The following is a 25728-nucleotide window of genomic DNA, read 5'->3' as shown; positions in this document are numbered from 1 at the left end:
AGATTTACTCTTTGTTGAAGCTTTCCCAAGCCTCGTTACGATTAGCAGCCGAGATGGGTTGACCAATGAGTCCTTCTAAAACTTCGGTCTTCGGTGCCCCAGAGCTGATATACAACTCTTTGTTGTCTTTATCTAAGGTCGCAAACACCTCGTGTAATTTCTCTGTCAACTCGGGACCACTTAGGGGTAGCTTTTCTTCCGTGTCTGTTGAAGTGTTATGGACTGATTCAGGCGAAGCCTTAGCATCTAGATGCGGAATGATGAGCGGTGGACGTGAGGTTAAAATCCCGCGTGCCTCTTCATCCGTTAGCTCTATCACCTCACCCACACGGACGATACCGCCACGTCGAAAAATCTGACCGATCACTTTATAAGGTTTGGTTTTCATAGTGTGTTCCTATTACCAAAGGTGAAGGGGGAGCCTTAGCTCGCTCCCATAATGAGAAAACCCGCTTGCATCGAGGTTAGGTATGGTCGACGACTCGTTTCCGTCGGATACAACCAGGCATCACAACTTTTATCGAACCATGCCTGCTCAACCACTGGATGACCTTTACGGTTGTAGGTATATCCATACGATGGGTTATCGATGAACGCAGATTCGCCTTGAGGGACAAACGCCAACACAGTACCGCCAGCCCAAACGTCTGCCATCTCTGATGAATCGTGTGAGGCTGCGTAAACCGATTTACCGACGACCACGGTATCGAGTTGAAGGTATCGCGCGGCCATCGCTTCGGTGATTGAGTCAGCGTTGGTGTACTTAAACTGGCTTTTCACCACATTGTTGTTACAAAATGCCAACCAGTCTTCGGGAGAGAAATGCGCGACGTTTCCGTCGATACCACATTTACGACGGATCGCTTCTTTACCGGCATCAAACACTTTTTTAGGATCGACATCTGGGTCAATGAACTTACTGCCTGGCGCCAGAGTGACCTGATTCTCAGGCTCATAGTTAGCAGGGTTCATGGCCAGCTCAGCCTGTTGGATCTCCAAAATGAGATCGAGCTGATACATCACATTATGAGTCGCTCGGATGCCATGAGACTTACCAGGCATTGCGTCGGTTTCGTCAATCCACTCTTTCGGCACTTTGCCATTGAGCTTGTCGTCCCATAAAGCGATTGGCTCAGAGGCGTAGCCATACTGCATGCTGGCTATTTGTGCTCCAGGAGCACGACGAGTCGCCTCTTTGATATCGACGTGTTTACTCTTGTCAAATTTAATGACCTTACCGCCCCGTTTAGGACACTCCACCATAGGAAACAGTACTTTTCCGGTAAAGCCTGGTGTGGCGTAATCTAACGCGACTTTAGACAGAACCGGGTCGACGACGCGGGCCTGTTGTGAATTCATAGGCATGTTTTTCTCCTTACTTCAAAATTCGTTCTTGGCCGTTACTTGGTCTGATAAACCAAGATACGTGGACAGTCGCCAGGCTCAGCATCTTCAAATGCACGACCGACTGCTTTACCAGCGCCGGAAAACTTAACAACGGTTCCACCATCACCCACTTCCAACTCATCTCCTTCAGAGAAAGCACCCGACGCATACGCTTGCGTATCACCAGATATAGCCACTGAAACAGGCTCATCTGTGCCATCTGTTCGGACAACACCCCAAACGTCATCCCCGCTATCCGCTTGGGTTCGATTGACATTCATGAAATAACCCGAGGTCACCTTACCTATACAGGTAAACGTTAAATTTGTTACTGCTCGCTCTAATCCAGGCATCACGGTCTCCTTATTCGTCCAGTGCTAACACAGCGTTCACGTACGATGTGCCAGGATGTTGTTTTTGGTACTCCAAAGCTTTTTGGTGTAGCTTCGCATCGTCTGGATCGACCGCTTCACCGGTTGGCGATTGATACTGAAGTTGACCTTGTGGTGACTCATGGTTTGACTCACCGATTGGGACTTGTTTGCCAAAGCTCATCAACAAACGTTTGAGATAGTCACGTGGGGTTTCTTTTTTGGTTTCACCGGCATTACCAACGGAAAACTCAAATACACTGGATTCATCCCCTGGTAAGGTCGACATGAATTCCACCATGCCTTTGGCCTGAGCTGGCGTCAGCGCACCACGTTTGAGCGCGTCATCGACCACGACTTGGCTCTCTGCGACTCGCTGTTGAAAGCTGGAGGTTTTTAATTGCGCTTTTAATAGAGCATTTTCGTTTTCAAGGCGCTCTTGCTCTTCTTTAGTCATGTCAGACTCCTGGTGATTTTCATTATGTCCGGAAGAGAAAGCCGAGCTTGACTCCGGTTCACTTAACAGTTTTTCCGCTTCACGAGAGAGGGTTTCGATTTGGTAAGACGGCATGACTTCATTGGCTTTTTCGATGCCGTCTTCTTCAATGATTTGCTCTCTCTGGCCTCTGAAGAGATTCGCGAGGGCATTGAGTGCCCAACCGATAGAGCGGTGGCTATGGGAGAATTCGAAAGTATCCATGCCTTGCTCAAAAGCCATTGCGTTGTCATCACTTGAAAACTCAATGTCTTTTAGGCCAGAGACGGCAGGGGCCATCGCACCGAGAAAGCCAACGTGGTTGAGTTTGAAACCGCCTTTTCCATCGGGCTCAATGGAGATAGAGCGTTTACGATAGCGTTTTTCCTGAACGGCTTTTTCGAACTCAGACACCACATCTTTAAAGCGGCCTTGTAGGACATCACCTTGACGGCGCAGTTGGTGTGTCCAGCCAAACGCTGGTGCGCAATCTTTAGGGTGTCCGACGACAATTGGCGCAGGGTCTTGCGCGTTATGGTTTGAGACGATTGAATCGAGATCTTCATGGGTGAAGTTTTGAGTGCGACCCTTAGAGTCGGTTTGCTTACCGGATTTGAACAGGTCAATCCAGCTATCAAAGCCTTTAGATTTATCGGTTGGTTTTGGCATAACACCCATCGCTTTTTAAAGTGGAATAGAAACGAATTGGGTGTTATTTTGTATTGGCGGTGAGTATTAGTTCAGGCTTTAATAATTGGGTGCTAGCCGTGCTCTCTTTCTAGACATAAAAAAAGCCAGCCTCCTGGCTGACTTCTTCAAAATACAAAAACGCGCTGTAAGCGATTCTAAGCGGCTTTCTTCCTTCCTAGCTCCAACGCCTCAAAAACATTTCTATCTCTTCTCGTAAATGGGCGTTTAATGCCTTAATTTGGACGCCTACACAAAAGAGCCCACGCAAGTGTTGTCGATTTCCTCAACCTCTCTAACATTGAACCAAAGAAGGGTTGACACGCCTAACTTGCACTTTCATCCTTTTTTGGCTGGCTGGCTGGCTGGCTGGCTGGCTGGCTGGCTGGCTGGCTGGCTGGGATGGTATAAGCGACCTCTGCGATAACCTCAACATCATCACTATCAAAGCGCTTCTCTGGCCAGCCATCCGACGAGCTGACCGCGACGAGCGTACCATCGTTTTCCCAACGCCAACGTTTCACCAACAGCTCATCCCCCACACGAACCACATAAATGCTTTGCTCTGAGGAGAGTGTGTTTTTTTCATGGTTGAGCACCAACTGGTCGCCGTGGTTAAAATCTCGCAGCATCGACTCACCATGAGCGGTGATCACACTTAAATGCTCTGGCTTTAAGCCAAGCCTAGCTAACTTGTTGGTGGGCTGCTCGACAGTGCCGATGGGGTGCTCATTCCAAACATAGGAGCCATGGCCTGCGGCTGCTTGAATATCGTATGTTGGTATGCTGATAGCGTGACTCAAAGGCAGTACTTTATCGGTTGTAGCAGAGGGAAGGCCTTCTTGAAGAGTGTTTATTTGTTGTTGCTTTACATATTTTACTATTGAGCTAACTTGCGATTCAGGCATACCACTTTGAATTAGAAAAGAACTTAACAACTCATACATAGATGATTTACTAGACACGCTTTTGTGTTCAACAGAGTCTAAATGTGAACATTCAGCATGTGAAGTTTGATCTTTTTTATTGCCGTGCCAAATCCACTCCTCTGCAATCCCATGCTCTCTAGAAAGCTGTGCAACTTTAGATTTAGGTACACTTCCCCTCGCTTTCCAATTACTAACACTCGATAGAGCCCACCCATTGATCTCTGCTAACTGCCTTCCAGACAAAGCCCCTGATACGGTCATCATTCGCTCTATAACAGATTCTACATTATACAACATATAACCTCACAAATTCACATTTAGATGTTGACGACCCCGTAAATGTGATCAATACTTTTACCGTCAACATACAAATAATCTCTAATATTCACACATATAACATAAGCGAGGCTGAAATGACATCACAAAGAAAGTCCAGCCGGACATTTAAAACGACACTATCAAAAATTTATGACGCTGAACTCACGTTAAAAGACGTCGCTGATGAGGTCGATATGAGCGCGACTCAAGCCTATAACGCCATCAATAAATGGTTTGGTCGCACAGGCAACCCTAGAGGCAAAACACGCAAGCTGTTTAAGCGCATTGAAGAGATCACAGGTGATCGCATTTATACAGAAGCGGCATGAGGTGTCGTTAGGAGCTAGCTATGAACGCTAAGTACATCAAGCATAAATTCAATGTATCAGAGCAAAAAATTAACTTGATTTTAAGTCTCTTAGATCACGATGAACGCCATGCTCTTTGTCTGCACCTTGTTCTCGAACAGATGAAAGACACTTACCGCAAGCTTGGTGGCACGAAAAAGTTAGGAAAGGGGCACATAAAATACTGCTTTGCTTTACCTAAGAGTCAACATTTGGAAAAAGCTGACTTTGTGGTTTTCGTGCAAACCCGCGAAAAAGACTTAGAGATATGAGCAATAGAAAACAATGGTGGGAAACCACGGAAGAGGCAGAGTTCACGATGAGTACAGACAATCAAGAATTAATACATGACCACGATGATCACAGTGTCCAAGAGTTTTACACGCTCGTAGGTAGACACTCTGGTTTGGACTTTATGACTCAAGTTGGCCACGTGGCGGTCATTTCTACGTACAAAAAACTAAAAGAATCAGGCATTTGGAAAAACCAAAAAATTCACACTGACCACGGTGCGGTCATTTTAACTAGCTGGGACTTGGTTTGCGAGCACATTTTCAAAAAGTCGAAAAGCTATGTGAATGAGCAAATACAAAATCTAAATATCTTTGGTGAGGCTCTTATTGAAGCAACTGAGAGTGCAGGTGTTGGAATATCAATATTGCGCCTAGCACGCAAACTCGAACCAGAGAAACTAGAACACATCCGCGAAGAGGTCGCGCAATGTAAAAAGCCTACCGAGGTGAAAAAGCTTTTTGAAGAAACCGTCACCGAACTGCAACGCCAGCTCGATGAGCAAAAGGACAACAGTGAGCAGATTCAAAATGATTTGGAGCAGCGCATTGAACACGAAAAAGCCCTTACTGCAAAGTGGAATGCAAAGTTTCGCATTGCTCAAAAAGATAAAGAAAACAAATACAGTAAAGACTGGCATCCCGCCATTGCCCGCGTTCGCTATTTATCTGCCTACGCCAGTGAGCAGTGTCGCATCGCTCTTCATGGAATGTATGGACTTGTCAATGACATTCAAGCTCTACAAGCACAAGAAGACATCTCTTCTGATGATTATCAAGCTGGGTTAGATGCCGTTGTTCTTATCGCTGAAACTATGTTGGCTGAATGCACTTCGCTTTCTCGTCACTTAACACAGCGCATTCCAGGGATAGAGCTCGCTAACCAAAGCGAGACCCTTTTCAAGTACACCGATGATGAAGAGGCTCGGCTGAGAGACTTACGCAGGGTGTTACAAAACAATGCTAAATCAGCACTAAAAGCAGACAACGCGAAGATTCTAAAAGGTCAAACAGGACCACAACCTGAGATTGAGGATGAATGATGCACACCAATGATACCAGCGAACTATTTTTAGCTAACGAGATGCCTTCTAGTTACATAGATTCAGTACTGACTGAGTACGGTCTACTTGTTCAAAAAAGACATCAGCTAACTCAACTTATTCTTGACTGCATCCCCAGCAAGTTTAGTGCCTCTTATGAAGTTGTTAAAAGAGATGTACTAGCAGGAAAGTATGGTAAGGACACGAAATTGATGGCTCTATCTATTGGACGCAAAGGTCAGTTTCCTTCTTTATCAAGCATCCACAGATGGAAAGAAAATAATGAATATGAAAAGGCAGCACTTCTATTAGTCAGTGGTCACGCTCAAAAAGTGTATGAAATTAGAGGGGTAGATTTTGCGGAGTTCTGTTGCCCCAGCTGTCAAGTCCAATTAAAAGCATACCGAAACTCTCATGACGTCGATATCGAAAGTAACGAAAGCTGTCGGAGTTGCGGTGAAACTATTGGTCTGTTAGCGAAAAAGAATCATGGTCAGATTGTAGTAAGAGATTTACAACACAGATCAAAAGCATTCCCTAAAACTTTTTCTTTTATGCAGCGCATGTGCATGGTGAAGTGAGGTTTTTATGACTGTATTAATTCAAACATCCAACACCGAGATAAGCGTAAACAGTGAGCTGCACAACATTGTGCCAGAGCGCAAGGTAGTCGCACAAAACCGTTACGCGCTGGTATCGAAAATTGAAACCAAAATGAAGGAAGGACTCACCGAGGCATTAGCGTATCACTTTGTGCGTCGTGAAATCATGAGCGGTGCGTTGGGGGAGTCGGTTCGTAAAGCGGTGAAAGCACTCGGCCGTGACGGCTCATTTCCTTCTAGCTCGACCGTGGCGAACTGGGTAAAGGCTTATCGTGAGGGGGGCATCGCTGCACTGGCACCAAAACACACCGGACGCCGTAAGAAGGCGCAAGGTTGGGAACTTCGCGCGCAGCAGCTTTATCTTCAAACCAGTAAGCCGTCGATGGCAGCGGTGGCTCGTAAGCTTCGTGAAGATGAAAATTTCACCTGCACTGACCGTCAAGTGCGTCATTACTTAAACAATTTGCCAAGCATTAACCAACACCCAAACCGCTTAGGTCGCAAGTTGTATAACGGCAGTCATGCCCACTATAAGCCCCGCACCACAAACGGCATTGAGGTGGGTGACATCTACATGGCCGATGGTCACACGATGGATGTGTATCTCGCTCATCCTGAGACTGGAGACTTATGGCGTGCTGAGCTGATTATCTGGATGGACGTGCGCAGCCGCTTCATTGTGGGCTGGGAGCTGACTGACTTTGAAAGTGCCGCGAATACCTTCAACTCATTGGTGCGCACTCTCACCAACCATGACCATGTGCCCGCAGTGATTTATATCGATAACGGCTGCGGCTATAAAAACCGCCTTGTGTGTGATGCTACAGCAGGGTTATACGCTCGAATGGATTTGTCTGTGCTGTTTGCTATCCCTGGCAACGCAAAAGCCAAAGGCCAGATTGAACGCTGGTTTCGCACTATGGAGGAGGACTTCTCAAAAATGGAGTTTCCTCGCTTTTATTGCGGCGCTGACCAAGCCGATGAAGTGCGCACTCGATTGGTGATGGAGGTCAAGCGTGCCAACAAGCAAGGTAAACCATCGCCTCTGCCCACCATCTTCGAGTGGCGAGAGAAGTTTGAGCACTGGCTCACCAAGTATCACAACAGGCCACACCCAGAGCTGAAACACACCACGCCCGCTGCAATGTTTGACTCGTTACGTCGCACGCCCGTTAACACGGACTTATGCGAGCTCATGAAGCGTCAGGAAAAGCGTAAGGTGGCACGCGGCATGGTGCGTTTGCACAACCGTGTTTATCGCCATGAGGCACTCTTAGCCCACAACGGTCAGGAAGTGATTGTGGCCTTTGATTGGTGGAACGATGAGCAAGTGACTATCCGCACCTCAGAGCAAGTACTGGTGTGTGATGCACCACTGATTGAACGCGCTGCCGTTGTCTCGACCTCCTTTATGCAAGATGCCAAAGACAAGCAGTTAGTCGGTCAAACGCGCCGTCTACAAGTGAAACTTGGTGAGATAGAAGCGCGCAATCGTCAAGCGCTGACTCACGATGAGCAGCTTCATCATATTAATGAGTTGACCATTGAAGGTGACTACACACTTATCGAAGACGATAGCCAAGTGCAAGGCGATGACGATGACTTGTTCGCACTTTGGATGGACGAGCAATAAAAAAAAGGGGCCTAAGCCCCCTCCACAACCCACAGGATAGTTTGGGACGCCCCCCCGACACCATCCCCAAGTAAGAAGTATAAGGATAATGAAAGATGAACCTAGAATCAAACCCAATCGATATTAACTGGCCAACGCACTACAACAGTGACGATGTGGCTATGTGTGAAACTATTTTACGCTGGATTGAGAGTCGTGAGCAGAGCCAGAGCTGGCTAGCCAAGCGTGCGCGAATGAGTGCTTCTTTGGTGAACCAGGTACTCAAAGGCAAATACGGTAATGAGCGCGGCTCTTCACCGACCACTCACATCGTAAAGATGCACCAAACTATCACCCACTTTGAAGAAACCGAAGAACGTGTACCTGTCGTCCAAACCTCCGTGTTTAAGCTAGCCCAGCTCTGCTGCAACGCTGTTCGTACTGACCGCACTATGGGCGCGTTTACAGGCATTGTTGGTACAGGAAAAACTTTCGCGCTCAAGCATTATGTCTCTACCCACCCGAACACCTACATGTTGCGTGGTCGCCGTGGACTCAATGCGCCCGCACTTATCAAGCGCCTTATCTCGTTAACAGGTACACACATCGACAAAGGTGCACAGCTTGATGACAAGTTTGATGCGCTCATCGATGCGCTGGCAGAGACCGATTCACTGTTGATAGTGGATGAAGCAGAAAACATCACGGATATGGCACTGCACTACATCCGCACCTTACATGATGAAACTGGTGTGGGCGTGGTTCTGGCAGGGACTGAAGACCTACTCGGGAAGGTGATGCCAGAGTCGTCCATTTTCCACCAAATCGGCTCTCGTATCACATTCAAGCCTGCAACCATTCGCGGCATCACTCGCAACGATGCCGACCAGGTCGCCTTGGCCAGTTTCAAAGGGGAGTTAGACAGTGAGGTTCTTGATGCAATGTGGACCTATAGCGCGGGCTCAATTCGTCAGTTAACCAAAGCCATTATCCCCCATGTGAAGCGATTTGCTCACGGTAAGGGGCAGGAGCTGAACGCTGAGCTTATTCACAAGATAGCCAAACAGGTACTCAACCTTGCCCCTGCCAGTGGCGTTCGCCGCAGTGTTCAGGAGGTGCGCTAATGAGCATCAAGCAAAGTCATCAATTATCCGAGGCCCTGCAAAAGCTGAGAAAGCTCAATGCTCACATCATTGGCTTTCGTATCGCAGCTAGAGGTCGGTGTCCTGTGGTGTACATCCAAAAGCCAAGCCACTTATGGCTTATCAATCAAGCGCAGGTTTTACGCGAAACACCCGTCGTGCGCTGGTATGAAGTCTCTTTTTATCTATGCAGCGCCCGTTGGTTTGAGCGTTGTACTTCCAATCAACAACAACGAGGAAAAGCCTCATGAGTAAAGAAACCGAAACAAAAAAATTAAAACGTCCAGAAGCACCTGAAGGGTTTGTGTACAACGCCGACGGTGACCTGATTGCAATGAAAAACATCCCTGCATCAGAGCTTCGCAAAGATGCTTTTGTGAAAGGTTTAGTGGCACAGGTAAAAGAACACAGCAACAAGCTAAAGGTGTTTAAACAAGACATTATCAAAGCATTTGAAACGTTCAGAGAAGAGATGCTGGAGCAGTACGATACGAAACTTCACTCTCGCGGCTCTGGTGAGAATGTCACGGCATTCAGCTTTGATGGTAAGTATAAAATCACGTACAAGACCGATAAGTTAAAGTCATTAGGCCCAGAGCACGATGCAGCCAGACAACTGGCTCGTGACTATTACGACTCACAGAAAAACGACCTGCCTCATGATGTGCTGTTAGCGGTCCAAGACTTCTTTGTTAAAGATGCCTCGGTCGCTCAGACCATCAAATTCATAGGCATGGGTTTTCAAGACCCCCTTCTGCTTAAAGCGCAGGAGGCAGCCAAGGATGCGCTGCTTGTTATTGGCAGTAAGTGTTACTTCAACTTTTACGAACGTGACGAAGAAGGCGCTTATCAGCAGGTACACCTCAATTTTTCGAAGCTGTAGCTATGAAGAAACGCACGAAGACTCGCCAGAGAATTAAGCGTCTCTGGCACTTTTACCAAAACAAAAGGAAAAATCATCATGATGGATTGCAGCACAGGTCGACTCATTGAACTAATTGGTAACCCTAAAGAAATCACTGAACTTAAAGCCAAGTTTGAAAAACAAAACCGACGTCCACTATTAAAGCTCACAGAAGAGCAAGCCACTGAGTTAGCGCCACTTGAGCCATACAAGCGCAAAGGACGAATGCGAAACAAACCGTGTCCATGTGGCAGTGGCAATAAGTTTAAAGATTGTTGCTGGGCCAAATACCTTTAACTTCGGAGGCACTATGACTCGAACTGAACGCGTATTACTGATGCTAGAGCATAGTGCTGTACCTATGTATCTGGAGCCAAATATGAACCTTGACCAACTACTAAAAAATATCTCGTTTCACTCAGAGCATGACCGTGCAGAGTTCTTGAGTCGTCTTGCGTTACTAGGCGAGCACGTTGCCTTCATGCCTAAATCCCTTACGCCTGAAATGCGTCAAGCGCGTGAGCACGTCATTGCTCATAGCCATATCGCAACGAGCATTCGACAGTTAAATGAGCAAATTTATCAACGTTACGTTGACGTTGCTTCGCTTTCTGTCAGCTCTCAACACATTGGTAAACAGTGACGCACAACAAGAGGTTTTTAAATCATGGATAAGAAAAAAAAGATCGAGAAAATCAAAAAGCTACTCAAACTGTCCGAGTCATCGAATCAGCATGAGGCCGCGCTCGCATTGGGGCGTGCTCAAGCCTTGATGAAAGAGCTAGGGTTGACAAGCGAAAGCCCACAGCTAAGTGATGTGCAAGAGGAAAGCATATTTAGCGCCATTAAGTCCAAAACGCCAGCAAGTTATATCGTTGGGCTGATATCAACGATTGCCAGTGCGTTTGGTTGTCATCCTCATATAAGCCGCCATTTAACTCTTGGACGGATCAATGTGGTGTTTACTGGCCATAATGAACGCCCAGAACTCGCGGCTTATACCTATGATGTGCTCGAACGCCAGCTCATGAAAGCGCGAAAAGCGTTTTTATCCACACTGAACAAGCGCAACAAGCAAAGTACTAAAACCGCCAGAGCCGATGTGTTTTGTAACGCTTGGGTTTATGCCGTACATGACAAAGTCACCGCATTTGCCTTGACCGAAGATGAAAGCCGCCAGATTGAAATCTATCGTCAAGAGCAACACCCAGATTTAGTCACAACGAAAGGAAGAGAAGTATCCAATAAACACCTTCGAGGGGGACAGGATGCAGCAGCAATGGCGGGGTATCTATCAGGTAAGGATGCGCACCTTCATCAAGGGATGCATGGTCAAGAGCAAACCAAATTAGAACACAACGGAGGCTAATATGAACCGCAAAACTGCATACGTTCAACTGGGTATTGCCAGCAAGTTTTTTTCCGATGATGACGAGTATCGAGCTTTTCTCTCTCGTTATGGGGCGAAAAAAAAAGGCGAGCGAGTCTCTGCAAGCACAATGAGCCTCGCTCAGTTGATGCAGGCTTGTCATGAGTGCAAGCGCCTGGGTTTTATTAAGTTCGTGTCGAAAGGTAAAAAGCGTCAGAGTCACTCTGGTCAGGCCAAAAAGTGTTACGCCTTATGGTGCGAGCTTCATCAGCAAGGTGCCGTGGACAACAAACGCTGGCAAGCCATGGAAGCGTGGGCCGTAAAACATTTAGGGCTCATATCAGAACGAACCTCACTCGATGAGGCAACGTCTTACGAGTGGAACCTATGTATAGAGGGGTTAAAACAATGGCTGAGACGACTTTGAATGACCTACTACCCAATGGTGCGCTGGAGCTTATAGAACTTATCGGTGAAGGTAATACGCTTGCCTTGGTCAAAGAGTTTGGTGGATTGCCCGTGTATATCCCTGGTAAGGCGCATGATACCCATCATCTGTGTGATATTGTAACGGTTGACGCGCTAAAAAAATTGGTGGCACAATATGGTGGCACCAAGTTGAATGTACCGCGATGCCCAAAACTGAATCACTTGTTGATCATTAAAATGCACGATAGAGACGGACTCTCTTTTGCAAAAATCGCGAAAGCTTTGAACTATACCAAGAGCTGGGTTGAGATGGTTTACTACCAACATCGTTCCAATAACGACACACAACACACTCTCTTCTAAATTAGTTGGGTACTGAATTCCCTCTTTAATCTCTCCAAAATAGTCATTAAAACAAGCATGAACGAGGTTTTAATGGCTTACCGTCAAGAAGTCAAAGACGCACTTCGAGCCAAGTATATCGGCGGGCTATCGTTGCCCGCCGCTGCCACTTACTACTCTGTGACTTATCCAACAGCACAGCGTTGGAAGCGTGATGCCAAGCAGTCTGGTGATGATTGGGATAAGCTGCGCACTGCCCAGCAAATGGGCTCCACCGCTGAAAACAGCATTGCTCAATCGACGTTATCTCAGTTTCTACGCATCTTTCAGGAAACGTTAGACGACATCGAGCGCAGTACGAAGTTTAGTGCTGAAGATAAGGTCAAGTTGCTTTCTTCCCTATCGGATACTTATGCAAAAGTCTCTAAAGCTGCTGGGCGCGTTGACCCGTCGTCGTGGGAGCTGTCTTTAGTTTTAGATGTGATGCACAAATACGGTGAGTTTGCCCAAAGCCATTATCCTGAGTTCTATGCCGAGTTTCTCAATATCCATCACCACTTTGGTAAAGAAATAGGCAATCACTATGGCAACAAATAAGGGACTCTCATGAAAGCAAGATATTCAGATATCCGTTCAACCCTTCGCACGGGGGACATCGTGCTTTTCTCAGGAAAGGGCATCGTGTCGACAGGCATTAAACGGGGTCAGGCGCTGCTGGCACGCTTCATGGGAAATCGTGGCGAAAAAAACTGGAAATGGTCACACATCGGCATCGTATTGAAATTACCAGCGTATGACACCGTGATGCTATGGGAATCAACCACGTTATCAAACATTCGATGTGTTGAGCTAGGGCGTCAACATAAAGGCGTGCAGCTTGTCCCTCTCTCAGAACGAATAGCTTCATACGATGGTGAGGTTTGCATTCGTCAATTGACCAGCGATATCCCTGAGTTACAAAGAATCGTTGCCTTAAGTGGGCTAAGAGAAAAGCTAAAAGGTGCACCTTATGAGAAAAGCACCTGGCAACTGATCAAGTCGGCCTATAAAGGCCCTTTCGGCCGCAACAAAAAAGATCTCTCTTCCGTGTTTTGCTCTGAGTTAGTGGCAGAAGCATACCAAGAGCTTGGATTACTTTGCCGAACGCCACCGAGTAACGAGTATAGCCCAGCATGTTTTGCTGACCCTCAACTCACTCTCAACGAGGCTCAACTAGGGCCGAGGATCTTATTATGTTAAGAGCACCATTTGGACTGCATACCGCTAACTGCTTAACACTATTGATCGTGTGTACGCTCGTTGTTGCATTTTCTGAGCGGCACCTTTATCAAGCTCCCACCTTATGGACATTCGTATTTGCTCTAATGCTTGGGGCTATCTTCGTTCTGTGGGGATTATTGCGTAATCTGCTTGATGAAGCACTGATGTTACCGATTGGCTTGGCCGTCATGGGAATATTATTCATTGATGATAGAAACGCATTAGCTTCAACTGTGGGTTACGCTTTGAGTTTGCATTATGCCTTATTTAACCTTGTGAGTGGTCGCCTTGCTTCGAAAATGCTTAAGTCCAGCCTGCTATCTATTACCACCGTTGTCGCTCTGAAATGGTTAATGGTAGACATGGATGACGTAATACGATCTGGCATCGTTTTGGTTGGGGTTTTATGTCCGGTTTTATTGTCGTACGAAAGGATGAGAAAGCATTATGAGTGAACTCGAGAGCATACGGCGACATCAGCTAAAGCAAGATGAAAGCCTAGCGCGACAAAGTGAAAGGTTAGCCGTTCATGAGCAAATTATTGAACGATTGGCGAAAAATGAACATCGTATGACAGAGCTGATTTATGGAGTACATGAACAAAATACCTCAGTGAAACTGCTCGCTCGTGAAGTGACAGGGTGCCAGAATTCCGTTGAAAAACTCACGAATCAAGTCAGTACCCTGCAAACCTGGCATGACAATGTGCAGGGTGCGAAAAGTACGTCAACCTGGCTAGTACGCTATGGACCAACACTATGGAAACTCATAGCGGCGATGGTTGTGTTTGCACTGATAGCAGAGCGCTATATTGGAACGGGCGGATGAAGGGATACAAAAAGCTTAGTCAGCGTGAGTATGAAAAGGAGCTAGAAGCTCAGTACCAAGCTCATCTGCAGCTGATTGAAACCGAGTGTAAAAGTTTTAAGGTCAACAAGGCTGAGAGCAAAAAACGCGTTCTGCAATGCAACGATGTGGAGACGGGATTCCGTTTCTTCTGTATGACCTATTTTCCTCACATCATGACTAAAGACCCCTCAGCTTTTCATGAGTGGTGTTTTCAGCACCTTCCCGCTGTGGTTTATACCCCTGGAGGACAAAAGCAGGGTCTTGCAGCGCCGAGGGGGGAAGCAAAGTCGACATACGTGACAGTGCTGTTTAATCTCTATTGCACCCTCCTTGAACTCAAGTGGTATACCATCATTATCATGGAGACCAATGAGCAGTCTGCTGAAAAACTGGCTCAGATTAAAGCTGAGCTCATCGCTAACCCGAGACTGGGTGCTGACTTTCCTCATTCCACTGGCCAAGGTCCGACATGGGCAATGAATGAGATCATCACCGCCAACAACCGCAAGATTGTCGCCGGTGGTATTAAGATGAAACGTGGCCGTAATCATGGCCATCACAGACCTGATTTACTTCTTCTTGATGATCTAGAAAATGATGAAAACGTTAAGTCTAAAGAGTTTCGAGACAAGCTGGAGAATTGGCTGAAGAAAACGGCATTCAAGTATGGTCCACCCGATGGCTCTATGGACATTTTCTATGCGGGAACCGTTCTGCACTATGATAGCGTGCTCAATCGTTTCATGAAAAAGCCGACTTGGAAGAAAAGAGCTGTGATTTTCAAAGCGATCATTGAATGGCCTAAACGCATGGATCTATGGGAAGCCTGGGAGGAAATCCTACTCAATGATGACGATGGTGAAGACAAAGCTTGGATGTTCTATTGCCAACGTAAAAAGGAAATGGATGAAGGTGCGATTGTTTCTTGGCCAGCGATGCGCTCACTTTACCAACTTATGCTTGAACGCAGTGAAGATCACGAAGCCTTTGAGTCGGAATTTCAAAACACGCCAGGTAACGCTGAAGACCAGCCGTTTAAAGAGATTCGATTTTGGGTTCATCCCGATCCGCAGTGGGTCTTTTATGGAGCATGTGACCCAGCACTTGGAAAAAACAAAAAAGCCTGCCCCGCGGCAGTATTAGTAGGTGGTATTAACCTTAACGCTAAGCGTCCTACGCTTAATGTCATTGAAGCTGATATAGCGCGAATGACACCCACGGTCACCATGCACAAAATCATCGAATTTCAAAAAGAGTACCACTGCATGGTTTTTGGTGTGGAATCGATAGGATTTCAGGACTTTATGCGCACTGAACTGATTGGACTCGGTCAAGAGATGCGTGTGCCTGTCCCAGCGCGTGCGGTTATGCCAACAGGACCAATGTCCGATAAAGACTTACGCATCATGAGCTTAGAGCCTCATGTCCGAAATGGACTTATCTTGCTGCATCGCAATTTAACCACATTGACTGAACAAATGCGTTATTACCCAGAATCGACATACAAAGATGGGCCCGATTGCCTGCACATGTTATGGACATTAGCAATGAGCGGAGCCAGAGGTATTCCCAGAGTGTTAAGCGGTGGTCGCTCAAGATTAACGATTGATAACAGGATGCCGAGATGATTTCAGATAAAGATAAACGCAAACTGGCGAGCAGTGTGATGTCGGCAGGTTTGTTGTCCGGTAGAGGCAATGATCCGGCTTTTTATGCAGGACTGAGTGTTATGCCAAACCCTGACTATACATTACGAATGTTGGGCAAAGCACAGGCAACCTACGATGCCATCATGGCTGATAGTCATGTTATAGGTGAAATTCGAGCAGTGCGCTCAGGCCTACTCGGGTTTGATAGACAGCTAAAGCCTGGTGACGACTCAAAAGAAGCGCAACAAGCTTTTGAACTGTGCCAGATGTGGATGAGAAAACGCCCAGCTCCTGGCAAGCTATGGAATGATGTGACTTGGAATATGGGTGAAGCGGTCTTTCGAGGTATGCGAGGTCATGAGTTGGAATGGATGCTCATGGACGGTTACTTGTTACCTAAGCGTGTGATTGATGTTCCTAATCGCCGCTTGGTGTATACCGCCGACAATGAGCTTAGATTACTCACTAGGGCTAACCCTTATCAAGGTGAAGAAGTGCCGGACAAGCGATTTTTGATCACTCGCCACATGCACGACAGCGATAATCCATATGGGGTTGCCTTATTGAGTAGTTGCTTCTGGCCGTATACGTTTAAGCATGGTGGCTTTCGGATGTTCTATAAGTTCTGTGAGCGCTTTGGTATGCCTTGGCCAATCGGTAAATATCCGCAAGGCACCTTACCTGAAGAGCAACAAGAGTTGCTTGATGCGCTGCTGACCCTTCGAGAGGATGGTGCAGCCGCTATACCTGACGGAGATAAGATTGAGCTTTTGGAAGTGACGGCATCGGGTAGCACGTTACCTCAAAAAGTCATTATTGATGTATGTAACCGTGAGATGTCGAAAGCACTAACTTCACAGACTTTAGCCACAGAACAAACGCAGAATGGCTCTAGAGCGGCCTCAGAAACGGCTTTAAAGCGCGAGGGGATGGTGACTGAATCAGACCGTCGTATTATCGAAGCCAGTTACGACCAAATGTTTTCGTGGATCACCGAATTCAACATTGGTCCAGATGTCCCCCCCCCTACGATGCGGCTAGTGAAAAGACATAAACCCACATCCGATATGGCGAGTATTCTTACTCAGGCTGCGAAACTGTCTGACAAAATCCCGGTCTCTGAGGTGCATGACAAGCTCGGTATTCGCCAGGCAAACCAAGGTGAAGATACTGTTAAGCTGCAAGTGGACACGCCATCGATGGTGACACCCACAGTCAGCGCGTTCAGTGCACCGACCTCAAAAGAGAGTCAAACACCATCAAGCCAGCTTGATAATACGCTAGAAGAGGATTATATCGAGCCGCTTTATCAAATGCTGCTTCGTTACGAAAAGGATGGGAAAACTCTTAAGACTTTTATGGATGACTTACCGACACTGTTTGCTCAGTTGGACGATGATTCTACTCAGAGTCTTATCAGTGCTGTATTTGAAAGGTACTTTACTCAAGGAATGAGTGATGTCGGACGTTAACGTGGCGAGTGTGCCTCATGTTGAAGCTACTGAGGTAATGCTCAAGAAACTCAATATTCCTACCCGACATTGGGATGACATGTTGGGTGCGCCTCGAGCAAGGGGCTTCGCAGTTGCTGGAGCCACAAAAATGAGTTTATTAAAGGACCTTCATGATGCATTGAATGAGGCGCTGAGCCAGGGAAAAACCATCACTGATTTTAGAAAAGCTTTTGATGAAACTGTGCTGTCTCATGGTTGGACTTATAACGGAAAGCGTGGCTGGCGCACCAAGGTGATTTTTAATAATAATTTAAATAGTGCGTATAGCGCTGGGCGCTGGCAACAGTTCGAGCGCCAGAAGAAAAATCGCCCTTATCTAACTTATATGACTGTCGGTGATGATAGGGTTCGTGATGAACACGATAAATGGCGATATTTGACACTGCCCATTGATGATCCGTTTTGGGATACATACATGCCTCCCAATGACTTTGGATGTCGGTGCTACGTATTGAGTAAGTCCGAAGATGATATCAACCGTGAAAATCTAACCATCAGCCACTCTCCAGAAATAAAAACTAGCGAGCGAATCAATACTCGTACAGGGGAATTATATGGGGAAGTTGCTGAAGGTGTTGGTGTTGGTTGGGACTATAATGTAGGTAAGGTGTGGTTGGGGCCAGATAATTCACTCGGTGAGTACATTGCGTCAATGCCAGAGGTGTATCGCAAAGAGGTTCTATCCCAAAATAAAGCGTATATTAGCCAGCTTTCAAAGTACTTTAACACCTGGTCGACGCCAGTCATTGATGGCACAGCTCGCGGTAAGGCCACCAGTGTTGGGTTATTGAGTGTCTCTGCGTTTGAGAAAGTACAGTCAAAGTCTGCCACGATTTTTATTGATGACTGGCGCTTAAAGCGAATGAGTCGAGAGCTCAAGAGAGCCAAGTCGATTGACCTACCTAAAGAAGTCTTGCAAGACATTCCCGGAGCACTAGACAATGCCGTTGCGATATTGCTGGATAAACGCCAAGTCCAAAAAGGAAGAACAACTTTGGTTTACGTGATTAAACTAGAAGGTCAAAAGAATAAATACGGAAAGCTGATAGTGGATATCAATTATCAGAGTAAGACGGGCTTTAAGGGAAACGGGGTCGTATCTGGAAGTGTTGTCTCGAAACTAAGTTTACAGGACTCATCAGTTTACGAAGTGATTGAGGGTAGTTTATAATCATGTTGTGGCTGACATTGTTGGAAAGCTGTCCAACTTATTATCCTGTCCTAGCAGCAGCGAAATACGATGAGGAATTCAGCGCCCTCCAGCCACATTAAATTCAGATTTAACGATCGATAAATGGGGATTTAAGAAGTAATTAATTGCGAGAAAAGTAGATCATTTTGGTGCTTTTAGTGATAAATTATTTTTGAATTTAAGGAAAAATTTCCAGAATTAAATGTTCTATTAGTAACTACTGTTAAACCGTTCTAAGCCTTACCCACTCTAGTCTGAGCCTAAATTTTCATACCTCTCTTATTTTTCATAATAAATGTCACCCCACATCTGTACCAGTAGAAACCCTTGTCGTTGATTAATCGATACCGCTTCGGCTTTGAGTGTGGATACAAGGCTGGAGGCAGGGTAGCTGTCGTGAGAAGGTAACAGGCCTAATGTCGACCGCCAGCTGTCTTGAATGCGTGCTCTGAAACAAGAATAGCTGTCTGGATGAGATTGCATCCAGGTCTGATTGAGAAGTAAGCATAACTTGTACCTGACAGGCCTGGTGGTGATATTGGCCTCCCACACGCCAGCGATTTGTCCTTTTTCATGATACCCGTCAACAGAATCGTTAATGCGCTGTTGTAATGAAGTCATTAAGTGATGTAGGTGAGACTCTCCGGTGTCTTCATTGCAGTAGATGTTAAGCCCTGCCGGTACGATTAACGAAACGGGTAGGATAACCAGTTGCTGGTAACGTCCCATGGCATCGGTGAGTGCCGATTGAATATTCAACAAGGTGTGTTTGGTGTCCGGTGTTTGATGAAGGTTGGCTGGTGTAGGGTAAAGATATCGGCTCATGTTAGATAGGCTCCATGTTGCGTGGTAAACATAAACGTGGGCTTGTTTGTTCGATAATGGTGTCGGTTGATAGACAAGGACGTGGGGGGCTCTCCTTGTCTAATTTTTAAGGCTCTGTGAGCGGGGTAAATATCAGCGTATTGCGGCTTGTGTCGCCAGTTTGTCGGCCTTTTCATTCCCTTCAATGCCCGCATGAGCTTTTACTTTAACGACATGCACAAATTTCATTGAACGCAGTGAATCCACTAATTGCCAAAGCTCACGATTGGCAATGGGTTTATTATTGGCTTTACGCCAGCCTTTGGCTTTCCAACCGTCCAGCCATTCATTGTAACCCTTTACGCAATACTCATTGTCTGAATAGACCGTATCGCCATCATTAGCGAATTCTAACCCTTCCACCAGCGCGATAAGCTCTAATTCAGCGTTATCAGTAGGTCTATTGATGGTCGTCGAGTCGGTATGAATCAATTGCTGCTCTGAGTTGTAAATCGCTATGCCAATCCCACCTTTTAGGCAGCCGTGTTGATTATTGGGCGCAGCGCCGTCAACGTAGATGGCGCATGGAGTAATCGTGTTTGTATAAGACATGATAATGATTTCCTTTAAGTTTGGATTAAGATGAGACACACATGGAGCGCAGTGAAATTTCTCAGCATGTGTATTGAAAATGATGTCAATGGATGGTTAGGTTACAACGCTTAGTACAAAGCGCTTTTACCCCAGCAGCGTTGTCCTGGTATCTTGCCCTCTCTCTTGGCTAAGTAGCTGAGCATCCTTACCGCTTCATTCCATTGCGCTTGATAATCTTTGCCTGCATACGTGCAGATGGTTTTGATACCACCGTATTGCAGGGCGCTAGGCTCATATTCTGAAGGTAATCCCATCGCACTTAAGCATGCTTGTTCAATGCATATTCGTAAACAAGGCCCTTGGTAATCATAACGGCCCCAGCTTTGAAATTGATTACCATTAAGAATCAATGCAAAGTGGTAGTGTGGCAGGGGGGGGCCTTTCTCAATGTTGTGCTCTTTGCACCAAAGGTAATAGAACGTCGCCTTCTGACCGGTCATGTGCTCTGACTTAGAGGTGAGTGAGCCTAGGAATTTTTTAGTAAACTCCTGTGTACGATAAGAGGTCGGGTCATCGGGATGAAAATTAGGGTAATGCACATCAAACCGAAACACGCTCACCCGTTTAAATAGGTTTAAAGCTTGGCTCAGCACGCTTTCGATGTCTTGAATGTGATTGAGATTATAGCGATGGCTTGAAGAGTGTTGGGACATGATTGAATCTCGTTATGAATGGATTTCATAACAAACTCAATCGTTGTATTTGGTCAGTATTTAATACCTACCACAAGGTGGCAAAGCCTTGATGTTGTTGATATCTCAGTGCAAAAGGCCGTGAATCAAAGCACGGATGTTATTATTTTTTCGAGACCGACTAAGACGACTGCGTTGAAAATTATTCGTATACGATTAACCCTGGTATCCGTCTAGTTACCACCCTCCTTCTCAATGTACCTAACGGTCCATAGAGCTCATGTAATTGTCAATTCATTAAGTTGTACACAATCATCGCGCTATGGCTCCACAAGGCACAACAGCCCTAATTATCCACCATAGAGCCAACAGCATTATCCATAAACGCATAACCAAACCACACCGCATTCTCGCAACCTGTCAACGATCATTTAAAAGTGATCCATCTTTTCGAATTTTCGATCATTAAAAACTGATCTACCTTAGTGTATTACTCCTCTATGATTCCTGCCTTTCTCTTGTCTTTTAAACGATAACTCAATTGAAGTATGTGAGAGTGATGAAGTAAGCGGTCAAGCATGGCTGCTGTTAGAGTAGCATCGTCTAAAAATGTTGACGGCCACTTGCCCAAAAGGCAAGTTACTCGTTAGAATAATGCTACCTTTTTCGTAACGTTTTGCAATAAGTTGGCTTCCTCTCACTCAAAGGGCAGGTAGCAAATCGCATCAATGAACAACAACTTTGGGGCTATCACTGCTCGTTGCAGATAGGATTTTAATTTTCCTTGTCTTTGAGCCGCTCCTAACTGCAACATTAAATCGGCTGCTGTTATAAATTTTGTTTTGAGCCGAGTTTGGGCTGCTTTAAATCCAAGAGCACTGGCAATATGTGTTTTCTCGTACCACTCGGACCCAATAAAATGACATTCTCATTTCGCGCTATAAAGGCCAATGATTCTAGCTCTTTGATAGAGCGTCTTGGTACTCCTGTAGCTTTTTTAAAATCAAACTGTTCCAGCGTTTTTATGCTGGGGAAACCTGCCAGCTTGAGCATCATATCCCTCCTTCATATCCCCTTTCTTGAGCCTCTAAAAACAAGACACTCGCTGGAATCCATTGAGGAGCAGCAGCCTCTATTCGCTCATATAAATACTGATGATAGGAAGCCTGTTCGTGAATTATCAAAGGGGCTATTCAACAAGCTTTAGCTGACAAAGGCTATATCAGTAAAGTGCTCACTGAAGATTTGAAGGAAGATGGGATTACACTAATAACAACGCATCGAAAAAATATGAAGCCAAAAGCCACAGCAGCTTGGGATCGAGCGATGCTGTCGAAGCGGCTCATTATCGAGACGATAAATGACCAACTAAAGAACATATTTCAAATTCATCGTAGCTTACACGGGTTCATACTGAACTTACTAGGAGGCTTAATCGCTTACTGCTTAAATCGATCTTAGGTTAAATACTGGCTATTATGGATGCTTCCGAGAGCAGTTACACAGAATTATTTACAGGAGCTACTTTTTAGATAAGTGCCCTAAACCAAGTCAGCCTAGGGCGGTAAAAATATCAAAAGCTCTCTATATTGTTAATCGCAAAGACAGCTCCACTAAGTTAAATACAATGTTTGTAACGCGGACTTTGATTAGTAGTAACACATAACACACCAGGTCTAGTGTTTGATTTCCAGCTTATAGAAGCTCGCTTGAGTATAGTCTCCTGCCTCTATGCCGTTGTTTGTACAGCGTACAACTCCTGTGTTGCACTGGTTGTATGCGCCCGCTTTGAAAAAGAACCACTCATTTTTATAGCCCGCATCATACTTGTTGCCTAGATATTGCCCCTTCGCTAAGTCAATAGCAAAATGACGAGAGATAGGCGCTTCACTCTCTAAATTCTTAGTAAATTCGAGATACATCACATCGCCATCCACTTGAACATCGTACGAGAACTTCTCTCCTAGCTTGATGCCATCCGTTGGTTCAGGTTGACCAAAACGCAGCTTGGCTTGACCAAAAACGTTGTGAGAAATGTCTAGGCGTCGGTGGTAATCTTCACCCAAGGCATTGTTCTCATAATTCCAATACACCGAACCATATTCTTGATCAGGCAGCTTACGATAGAAGATTTTTAGTGGCTCGTTAGTGCCCGCATGAATTTGGCCAATCACAACGGAAAACGAATCATTGTGGCGATGGTCACCACTTAGACTCACATGGTCCACAGCGAGCGTTGCACTCATTTTGCCACCTATCGCTCCAAACTCACTTGCTTTGGGATGTGAGGCGAGTACAAAGTTGTTTTCAGGTTCGTAAGGGCCAATATCATGCTTATCCGAGATTAACGCATGCAGCTCAGAGCGCGCGTTGCTCGAATTCGGCGTTGTCATCGCTTTGTTTGGCGCAGCAAAGACCATTGCACCACTCTTTTTGTCGGTATAAAACCATTGCGGGTGTTGGTAGCCTTGATTCACTTCAGCTTTAGATAATTCCATTACCTTACCTTGACGCTCTGGTTTTGTGTCTTCCATTGGTATCACGATTTTCCACATTGAAAGATCAAAGTTTTCCGATGGTGATTTCGCTGGATCCAGTTGTGCAGCAGCACTGGATGACATCGCGGCAATGGTAAGGGCCAATAGGGTTTTAGAGTAATTATTCATCTATTTTTCTCTTTTGTTGTTTTCAGAAACTAGCCGTTCGTTGTAGCCAGGTTGTTTAAGTATTCATTGGGTGACACGCTTTTGAGGCTCGGTAATATCAGTCGTTGGCCTTCAGCTTCAACAATCCATTCATCTTCTTTCAAAGCACATTGCAGCGCGTTGGACTGGCTGCATTGCATTAGAATTCTATGTTGTTTATGCGCAGCAATTCTCCATTCAATATGTCGTATATCTTTTTGTGCGTCGGATTCGACACTTGTGCAAAACACATCTTCATCATTAATTTCGTCAACTAGTTCAGGTGCCTGTAATTGATGACCAGTGACATTGACTTGGTAACTTTGCTGCTCAAGAGCAAGTGTTACGCCTGATGGGTTGAATGCGACGTCACAAGGAGTATGTAACCGCCATTGGAGTGGTTTAGCTGTCTCAAGATGTATTTGGTCAAAGACAATGAGTCCCAACTGCTTAACGAAAACAAACGTTCGATAGTAGCGCTCACAATCCACATAAGCGTCCGCTAAATCCAATACGACAATGTCAAAACCATCTACCGCTCGGTGACCAACAAGATGAGCGACACCCGATGGACAATCGAGCTTTTGTCCTACTCCATCGATTAGCGGCAAGTTATGTGCTTGCGTTGTTCGAGTCCATTGGCTGTGATGTTGGCTACCAAAGCGGTAACCATAGCTACCACTTGGCGTTAAGATATTTTGCCCTTGGTCGACATACGCAAAGTTTCCCTGATCGGCATGTCGATGAGAGCTGTTACCAAATTGGCTAGCACGATAGTAAAGTGACGTGCTGTCATGAGTGATTTTACCTAGCCCCGCATAGGTGTAGTAAACATGCTGAGGAATGCTCGGTATTGCGCTTACTTTGCCTTTCTGACTTGCCGTCTGATAATCCAGTTGAGGTAACGTTGGTACAATATCCAGTAAATGAAGTTGATAAACATCAATCTCAGACTCGAGGTCTCGAGAGCGCGCTTGCGCACGATGATCCCCAAAGCGTTGCGCGTAAATACGCAACGGATTTTGAGCAAAGAATCCAGGCCACTCTTTGCCATCACGTTGGCACCAAAAGCCATCACCAAATGGGTGAATACGTTCTTGAGTGGCAACAAAGTCCATCGCGAAGTTGACGTGATTTTTGTAAAACGGGTGATGATAGAAAGAGAAACCACTCAACCGTTCAACCGCAAGGAAAAATGGGTGGTGCCACTTTGTATAGGAAGAGGAGTAAAAGGGGCCCTCTACCCAACTGCCATCCTTGCCGCCATAGAAAGGCAATACCCCTCGATAGATCATCAATGCATAACTGAGCCAACGCTCGCACGTCTTAAGATCAAACTCTTTGTGCAGACATAATGCAGCAATACCCAAGTATGCGGGCAGTCGAGAGGTATGAGAATGCCCCGGAAACTGCTTAAACTGGTCTTGCTCTAAGCGTTCTTCCATTTGAAATGCAAGCCTGACCAGTAAAGGGCGGACAAAGCCTCGCTCTTCTTCTTTTAATAAAGGCGACAACCAGTGATAAGCAAGGTAGAGGTTACGAGATAATGAAAGACCGACCTCGTCCCCCCAAGTACAAGGACGTAGGAGCGACGCAGGTCCTTCCGGACTCCACTCAGCCAATCTTAACAGTATTTGACACGCTCTCTTTCCAGATTTGTCATCTCCCCAAATTCGGTAGAGTAACGTTAGCGCCATTAAGTCACGATCGATCCAGTTCCTAACATTGGCAATCGCTGTGCGCTTACCTTCTTCAAGACCTCGTCGATAATGGTTTGGGTATTGAATTGACTCAATATCCAAATCGGTGACGCTGGCGCGAAGTTTCTCTTCAATGCCGTGTGAAGCGGTGTTCACCGTAGCAATATCCGCATCGAAGTAGAGCAAGAACTGATCATTATCTCGACATGCTTCGAAAAGCTCTGCCGCTGTTGGCGCGAGGTACACCTCCGTATGTTCATCAATAGAGAAATGGATCCAATCCGAGGACTCATGGCTTTCCACACAACGCACTCGCCAGCGATATTGTCCGCTAGCTAGAGCGAAATCCAGTTGCAAAGGAGACTGCACATCGCTCCAGCTCCAAGACTTCTGTGAAGTTAGTGACTCAAGTTCAAGGTGGTACACCCCTTCGTATCGGGTTTGTGGCCAATTAAAACTTGGGGGATTCACCACCGCAGATTGCTCCGTTGGCGCGGTAAATAATTGAAAATCGTGCTTACGAGACAAAGACAACATTGAACCA

At 46.0% G+C, this 25728-nt stretch carries 30 protein-coding genes and 2 pseudogenes; 21 read left to right on the top strand and 11 right to left on the bottom strand.

Annotated elements, in window-relative coordinates; translation table 11 throughout:
* Nucleotides 1-4 precede the first annotated feature (4 nt).
* The 5 genes from QF117_RS10620 to QF117_RS10600 form a co-directional block, all read right to left on the bottom strand.
* Nucleotides 5-388 (bottom strand): hypothetical protein, encoded by a 384-nt coding sequence (locus tag QF117_RS10620; RefSeq protein ID WP_282385948.1) that lies wholly within the window; start codon nt 386-388, stop codon nt 5-7.
* A 35-nt stretch (nt 389-423) separates the two neighbouring features.
* Entirely contained in the window at nt 424-1365 is a 942-nt protein-coding gene (locus QF117_RS10615; RefSeq protein WP_282385949.1) for a hypothetical protein, read from the bottom strand.
* A gap of 35 nt (nt 1366-1400) precedes the next feature.
* Nucleotides 1401-1739 (bottom strand): capsid cement protein, encoded by a 339-nt coding sequence (locus QF117_RS10610; protein ID WP_282385950.1) that lies wholly within the window; start codon nt 1737-1739, stop codon nt 1401-1403.
* 10 nt (nt 1740-1749) lie between these two features.
* Nucleotides 1750-2901: a hypothetical protein gene (locus tag QF117_RS10605; RefSeq protein WP_282385951.1), complete on the bottom strand. Its 1152-nt coding sequence runs from the start codon at nt 2899-2901 to the stop codon at nt 1750-1752.
* A gap of 344 nt (nt 2902-3245) precedes the next feature.
* Entirely contained in the window at nt 3246-4145 is a 900-nt protein-coding gene (locus tag QF117_RS10600; RefSeq protein ID WP_282385952.1) for a S24 family peptidase, read from the bottom strand.
* 116 nt (nt 4146-4261) lie between these two features.
* Between QF117_RS10600 and QF117_RS10595 the strand changes: the two genes are divergently transcribed.
* From QF117_RS10595 to QF117_RS10500, 20 genes are all read left to right on the top strand, one after another.
* Complete coding sequence (locus tag QF117_RS10595) at nt 4262-4495, top strand: hypothetical protein (RefSeq protein ID WP_282385953.1); 234 nt, start codon at nt 4262-4264, stop codon at nt 4493-4495.
* 20 nt (nt 4496-4515) lie between these two features.
* On the top strand, nt 4516-4785 hold the full coding sequence (locus QF117_RS10590; RefSeq protein WP_282385954.1) for a hypothetical protein: 270 nt from the start codon (nt 4516-4518) through the stop codon (nt 4783-4785).
* Entirely contained in the window at nt 4782-5846 is a 1065-nt protein-coding gene (locus QF117_RS10585) for a hypothetical protein (protein ID WP_282385956.1), read from the top strand. The genes QF117_RS10590 and QF117_RS10585 overlap by 4 nt, the downstream gene beginning before the upstream one ends.
* On the top strand, nt 5843-6427 hold the full coding sequence (locus QF117_RS10580) for a hypothetical protein (protein ID WP_282385958.1): 585 nt from the start codon (nt 5843-5845) through the stop codon (nt 6425-6427). Before QF117_RS10585 ends, QF117_RS10580 begins: the two co-directional genes overlap by 4 nt.
* Before the next feature lie 7 nt (nt 6428-6434).
* Nucleotides 6435-8081: a Mu transposase C-terminal domain-containing protein gene (locus QF117_RS10575; RefSeq protein ID WP_282385960.1), complete on the top strand. Its 1647-nt coding sequence runs from the start codon at nt 6435-6437 to the stop codon at nt 8079-8081.
* A 95-nt stretch (nt 8082-8176) separates the two neighbouring features.
* Nucleotides 8177-9184 carry an AAA family ATPase gene (locus QF117_RS10570; protein ID WP_282385962.1) on the top strand — a complete coding sequence of 336 codons (1008 nt, stop codon included), beginning with the start codon at nt 8177-8179 and terminating at the stop codon, nt 9182-9184.
* The gene (locus QF117_RS10565; protein WP_282385963.1) at nt 9184-9453 is read left to right on the top strand and encodes a hypothetical protein; all 270 of its coding nucleotides are present in this window, start codon (nt 9184-9186) and stop codon (nt 9451-9453) included. Before QF117_RS10570 ends, QF117_RS10565 begins: the two co-directional genes overlap by 1 nt.
* Nucleotides 9450-10085 (top strand): DUF3164 family protein, encoded by a 636-nt coding sequence (locus QF117_RS10560; protein WP_282385964.1) that lies wholly within the window; start codon nt 9450-9452, stop codon nt 10083-10085. The genes QF117_RS10565 and QF117_RS10560 overlap by 4 nt, the downstream gene beginning before the upstream one ends.
* Before the next feature lie 78 nt (nt 10086-10163).
* Entirely contained in the window at nt 10164-10403 is a 240-nt protein-coding gene (locus QF117_RS10555; RefSeq protein WP_282385965.1) for an SEC-C metal-binding domain-containing protein, read from the top strand.
* 13 nt (nt 10404-10416) lie between these two features.
* Nucleotides 10417-10749 carry a hypothetical protein gene (locus tag QF117_RS10550; protein ID WP_282385966.1) on the top strand — a complete coding sequence of 111 codons (333 nt, stop codon included), beginning with the start codon at nt 10417-10419 and terminating at the stop codon, nt 10747-10749.
* Between the two features lie 24 nt (nt 10750-10773).
* On the top strand, nt 10774-11475 hold the full coding sequence (locus QF117_RS10545; protein ID WP_282385967.1) for a DUF2786 domain-containing protein: 702 nt from the start codon (nt 10774-10776) through the stop codon (nt 11473-11475).
* Between the two features lies 1 nt (nt 11476).
* The gene (locus QF117_RS10540; RefSeq protein ID WP_282385968.1) at nt 11477-11902 is read left to right on the top strand and encodes a regulatory protein GemA; all 426 of its coding nucleotides are present in this window, start codon (nt 11477-11479) and stop codon (nt 11900-11902) included.
* Nucleotides 11884-12267 carry a hypothetical protein gene (locus QF117_RS10535; protein WP_282385969.1) on the top strand — a complete coding sequence of 128 codons (384 nt, stop codon included), beginning with the start codon at nt 11884-11886 and terminating at the stop codon, nt 12265-12267. Before QF117_RS10540 ends, QF117_RS10535 begins: the two co-directional genes overlap by 19 nt.
* Before the next feature lie 72 nt (nt 12268-12339).
* Nucleotides 12340-12843, top strand: coding sequence for a DUF1804 family protein (locus QF117_RS10530; protein WP_282385971.1), 504 nt, complete (start codon nt 12340-12342; stop codon nt 12841-12843).
* Between the two features lie 9 nt (nt 12844-12852).
* Nucleotides 12853-13485, top strand: a complete 633-nt coding sequence (locus tag QF117_RS10525) for a hypothetical protein (protein ID WP_282385972.1) — start codon at nt 12853-12855, stop codon at nt 13483-13485.
* Nucleotides 13479-13961 (top strand): hypothetical protein, encoded by a 483-nt coding sequence (locus tag QF117_RS10520; protein ID WP_282385973.1) that lies wholly within the window; start codon nt 13479-13481, stop codon nt 13959-13961. The genes QF117_RS10525 and QF117_RS10520 overlap by 7 nt, the downstream gene beginning before the upstream one ends.
* Nucleotides 13954-14334: a hypothetical protein gene (locus QF117_RS10515; RefSeq protein ID WP_282385974.1), complete on the top strand. Its 381-nt coding sequence runs from the start codon at nt 13954-13956 to the stop codon at nt 14332-14334. Before QF117_RS10520 ends, QF117_RS10515 begins: the two co-directional genes overlap by 8 nt.
* Nucleotides 14331-15983: a phage terminase large subunit gene (gene terL, locus QF117_RS10510; protein ID WP_282385976.1), complete on the top strand. Its 1653-nt coding sequence runs from the start codon at nt 14331-14333 to the stop codon at nt 15981-15983. The genes QF117_RS10515 and terL overlap by 4 nt, the downstream gene beginning before the upstream one ends.
* Nucleotides 15980-17476, top strand: a complete 1497-nt coding sequence (locus QF117_RS10505; RefSeq protein WP_282385977.1) for a DUF935 family protein — start codon at nt 15980-15982, stop codon at nt 17474-17476. Before terL ends, QF117_RS10505 begins: the two co-directional genes overlap by 4 nt.
* Entirely contained in the window at nt 17463-18689 is a 1227-nt protein-coding gene (locus tag QF117_RS10500) for a phage minor head protein (protein ID WP_282385978.1), read from the top strand. Before QF117_RS10505 ends, QF117_RS10500 begins: the two co-directional genes overlap by 14 nt.
* A 300-nt stretch (nt 18690-18989) precedes the next feature.
* Here QF117_RS10500 and QF117_RS10495 read toward each other — a convergent pair whose 3' ends face one another.
* The 4 genes and pseudogenes from QF117_RS10495 to QF117_RS10480 form a co-directional block, all read right to left on the bottom strand.
* A complete protein-coding gene (locus tag QF117_RS10495) occupies nt 18990-19535 on the bottom strand; it encodes a hypothetical protein (protein ID WP_282388919.1) in 546 nt (181 codons plus the stop codon).
* Nucleotides 19536-19667: 132 nt separating this feature from the next.
* A complete protein-coding gene (locus QF117_RS10490; protein ID WP_282388918.1) occupies nt 19668-20126 on the bottom strand; it encodes a ribonuclease HI in 459 nt (152 codons plus the stop codon).
* A gap of 110 nt (nt 20127-20236) precedes the next feature.
* The gene (locus QF117_RS10485; protein WP_282388917.1) at nt 20237-20821 is read right to left on the bottom strand and encodes an inovirus-type Gp2 protein; all 585 of its coding nucleotides are present in this window, start codon (nt 20819-20821) and stop codon (nt 20237-20239) included.
* A gap of 469 nt (nt 20822-21290) precedes the next feature.
* Nucleotides 21291-21853: pseudogene (locus tag QF117_RS10480) on the bottom strand (ATP-binding protein); the annotation flags it as partial.
* A gap of 103 nt (nt 21854-21956) precedes the next feature.
* Between QF117_RS10480 and QF117_RS10475 the strand changes: the two are divergent.
* A pseudogene (locus tag QF117_RS10475) lies at nt 21957-22261 on the top strand (transposase); the annotation flags it as partial.
* A gap of 215 nt (nt 22262-22476) precedes the next feature.
* Here QF117_RS10475 and QF117_RS10470 read toward each other — a convergent pair.
* Nucleotides 22477-23466 carry a polysaccharide lyase family 7 protein gene (locus QF117_RS10470; protein WP_282388915.1) on the bottom strand — a complete coding sequence of 330 codons (990 nt, stop codon included), beginning with the start codon at nt 23464-23466 and terminating at the stop codon, nt 22477-22479.
* 29 nt (nt 23467-23495) lie between these two features.
* Nucleotides 23496-25721, bottom strand: coding sequence for a heparinase II/III family protein (locus QF117_RS10465; protein ID WP_282388913.1), 2226 nt, complete (start codon nt 25719-25721; stop codon nt 23496-23498).
* Nucleotides 25722-25728 lie beyond the last annotated feature (7 nt).

Origin of the sequence: Vibrio sp. YMD68 (assembly GCF_029958905.1) — a bacterium.
In the GTDB taxonomy this organism is placed as follows: Bacteria; Pseudomonadota; Gammaproteobacteria; order Enterobacterales; family Vibrionaceae; genus Vibrio.
The sequence above is the reverse complement of the archived record's forward strand: the minus strand, read 5'-3'. Positions and strand labels throughout refer to the sequence as shown.

Coding starts and splice junctions, on each gene's coding strand:
- QF117_RS10545 (WP_282385967.1), top strand. CDS start 10,774: ATGGATAAGAAAAAAAAGATCGAGAAAATCAAAAAGCTACTCAAACTG.
- QF117_RS10570 (WP_282385962.1), top strand. CDS start 8,177: ATGAACCTAGAATCAAACCCAATCGATATTAACTGGCCAACGCACTAC.
- QF117_RS10585 (WP_282385956.1), top strand. CDS start 4,782: ATGAGCAATAGAAAACAATGGTGGGAAACCACGGAAGAGGCAGAGTTC.
- QF117_RS10495 (WP_282388919.1), bottom strand. CDS start 19,535: ATGAGCCGATATCTTTACCCTACACCAGCCAACCTTCATCAAACACCG.
- QF117_RS10590 (WP_282385954.1), top strand. CDS start 4,516: ATGAACGCTAAGTACATCAAGCATAAATTCAATGTATCAGAGCAAAAA.
- QF117_RS10485 (WP_282388917.1), bottom strand. CDS start 20,821: ATGTCCCAACACTCTTCAAGCCATCGCTATAATCTCAATCACATTCAA.
- QF117_RS10520 (WP_282385973.1), top strand. CDS start 13,479: ATGTTAAGAGCACCATTTGGACTGCATACCGCTAACTGCTTAACACTA.
- QF117_RS10470 (WP_282388915.1), bottom strand. CDS start 23,466: ATGAATAATTACTCTAAAACCCTATTGGCCCTTACCATTGCCGCGATG.
- QF117_RS10505 (WP_282385977.1), top strand. CDS start 15,980: ATGATTTCAGATAAAGATAAACGCAAACTGGCGAGCAGTGTGATGTCG.
- QF117_RS10525 (WP_282385972.1), top strand. CDS start 12,853: ATGAAAGCAAGATATTCAGATATCCGTTCAACCCTTCGCACGGGGGAC.
- QF117_RS10615 (WP_282385949.1), bottom strand. CDS start 1,365: ATGCCTATGAATTCACAACAGGCCCGCGTCGTCGACCCGGTTCTGTCT.
- QF117_RS10515 (WP_282385974.1), top strand. CDS start 13,954: ATGAGTGAACTCGAGAGCATACGGCGACATCAGCTAAAGCAAGATGAA.
- terL (WP_282385976.1), top strand. CDS start 14,331: ATGAAGGGATACAAAAAGCTTAGTCAGCGTGAGTATGAAAAGGAGCTA.
- QF117_RS10580 (WP_282385958.1), top strand. CDS start 5,843: ATGATGCACACCAATGATACCAGCGAACTATTTTTAGCTAACGAGATG.
- QF117_RS10530 (WP_282385971.1), top strand. CDS start 12,340: ATGGCTTACCGTCAAGAAGTCAAAGACGCACTTCGAGCCAAGTATATC.
- QF117_RS10560 (WP_282385964.1), top strand. CDS start 9,450: ATGAGTAAAGAAACCGAAACAAAAAAATTAAAACGTCCAGAAGCACCT.
- QF117_RS10540 (WP_282385968.1), top strand. CDS start 11,477: ATGAACCGCAAAACTGCATACGTTCAACTGGGTATTGCCAGCAAGTTT.
- QF117_RS10620 (WP_282385948.1), bottom strand. CDS start 388: ATGAAAACCAAACCTTATAAAGTGATCGGTCAGATTTTTCGACGTGGC.
- QF117_RS10535 (WP_282385969.1), top strand. CDS start 11,884: ATGGCTGAGACGACTTTGAATGACCTACTACCCAATGGTGCGCTGGAG.
- QF117_RS10575 (WP_282385960.1), top strand. CDS start 6,435: ATGACTGTATTAATTCAAACATCCAACACCGAGATAAGCGTAAACAGT.
- QF117_RS10550 (WP_282385966.1), top strand. CDS start 10,417: ATGACTCGAACTGAACGCGTATTACTGATGCTAGAGCATAGTGCTGTA.
- QF117_RS10600 (WP_282385952.1), bottom strand. CDS start 4,145: ATGTTGTATAATGTAGAATCTGTTATAGAGCGAATGATGACCGTATCA.
- QF117_RS10555 (WP_282385965.1), top strand. CDS start 10,164: ATGATGGATTGCAGCACAGGTCGACTCATTGAACTAATTGGTAACCCT.
- QF117_RS10565 (WP_282385963.1), top strand. CDS start 9,184: ATGAGCATCAAGCAAAGTCATCAATTATCCGAGGCCCTGCAAAAGCTG.
- QF117_RS10605 (WP_282385951.1), bottom strand. CDS start 2,901: ATGCCAAAACCAACCGATAAATCTAAAGGCTTTGATAGCTGGATTGAC.
- QF117_RS10465 (WP_282388913.1), bottom strand. CDS start 25,721: ATGTTGTCTTTGTCTCGTAAGCACGATTTTCAATTATTTACCGCGCCA.
- QF117_RS10500 (WP_282385978.1), top strand. CDS start 17,463: ATGTCGGACGTTAACGTGGCGAGTGTGCCTCATGTTGAAGCTACTGAG.
- QF117_RS10610 (WP_282385950.1), bottom strand. CDS start 1,739: ATGCCTGGATTAGAGCGAGCAGTAACAAATTTAACGTTTACCTGTATA.
- QF117_RS10595 (WP_282385953.1), top strand. CDS start 4,262: ATGACATCACAAAGAAAGTCCAGCCGGACATTTAAAACGACACTATCA.
- QF117_RS10490 (WP_282388918.1), bottom strand. CDS start 20,126: ATGTCTTATACAAACACGATTACTCCATGCGCCATCTACGTTGACGGC.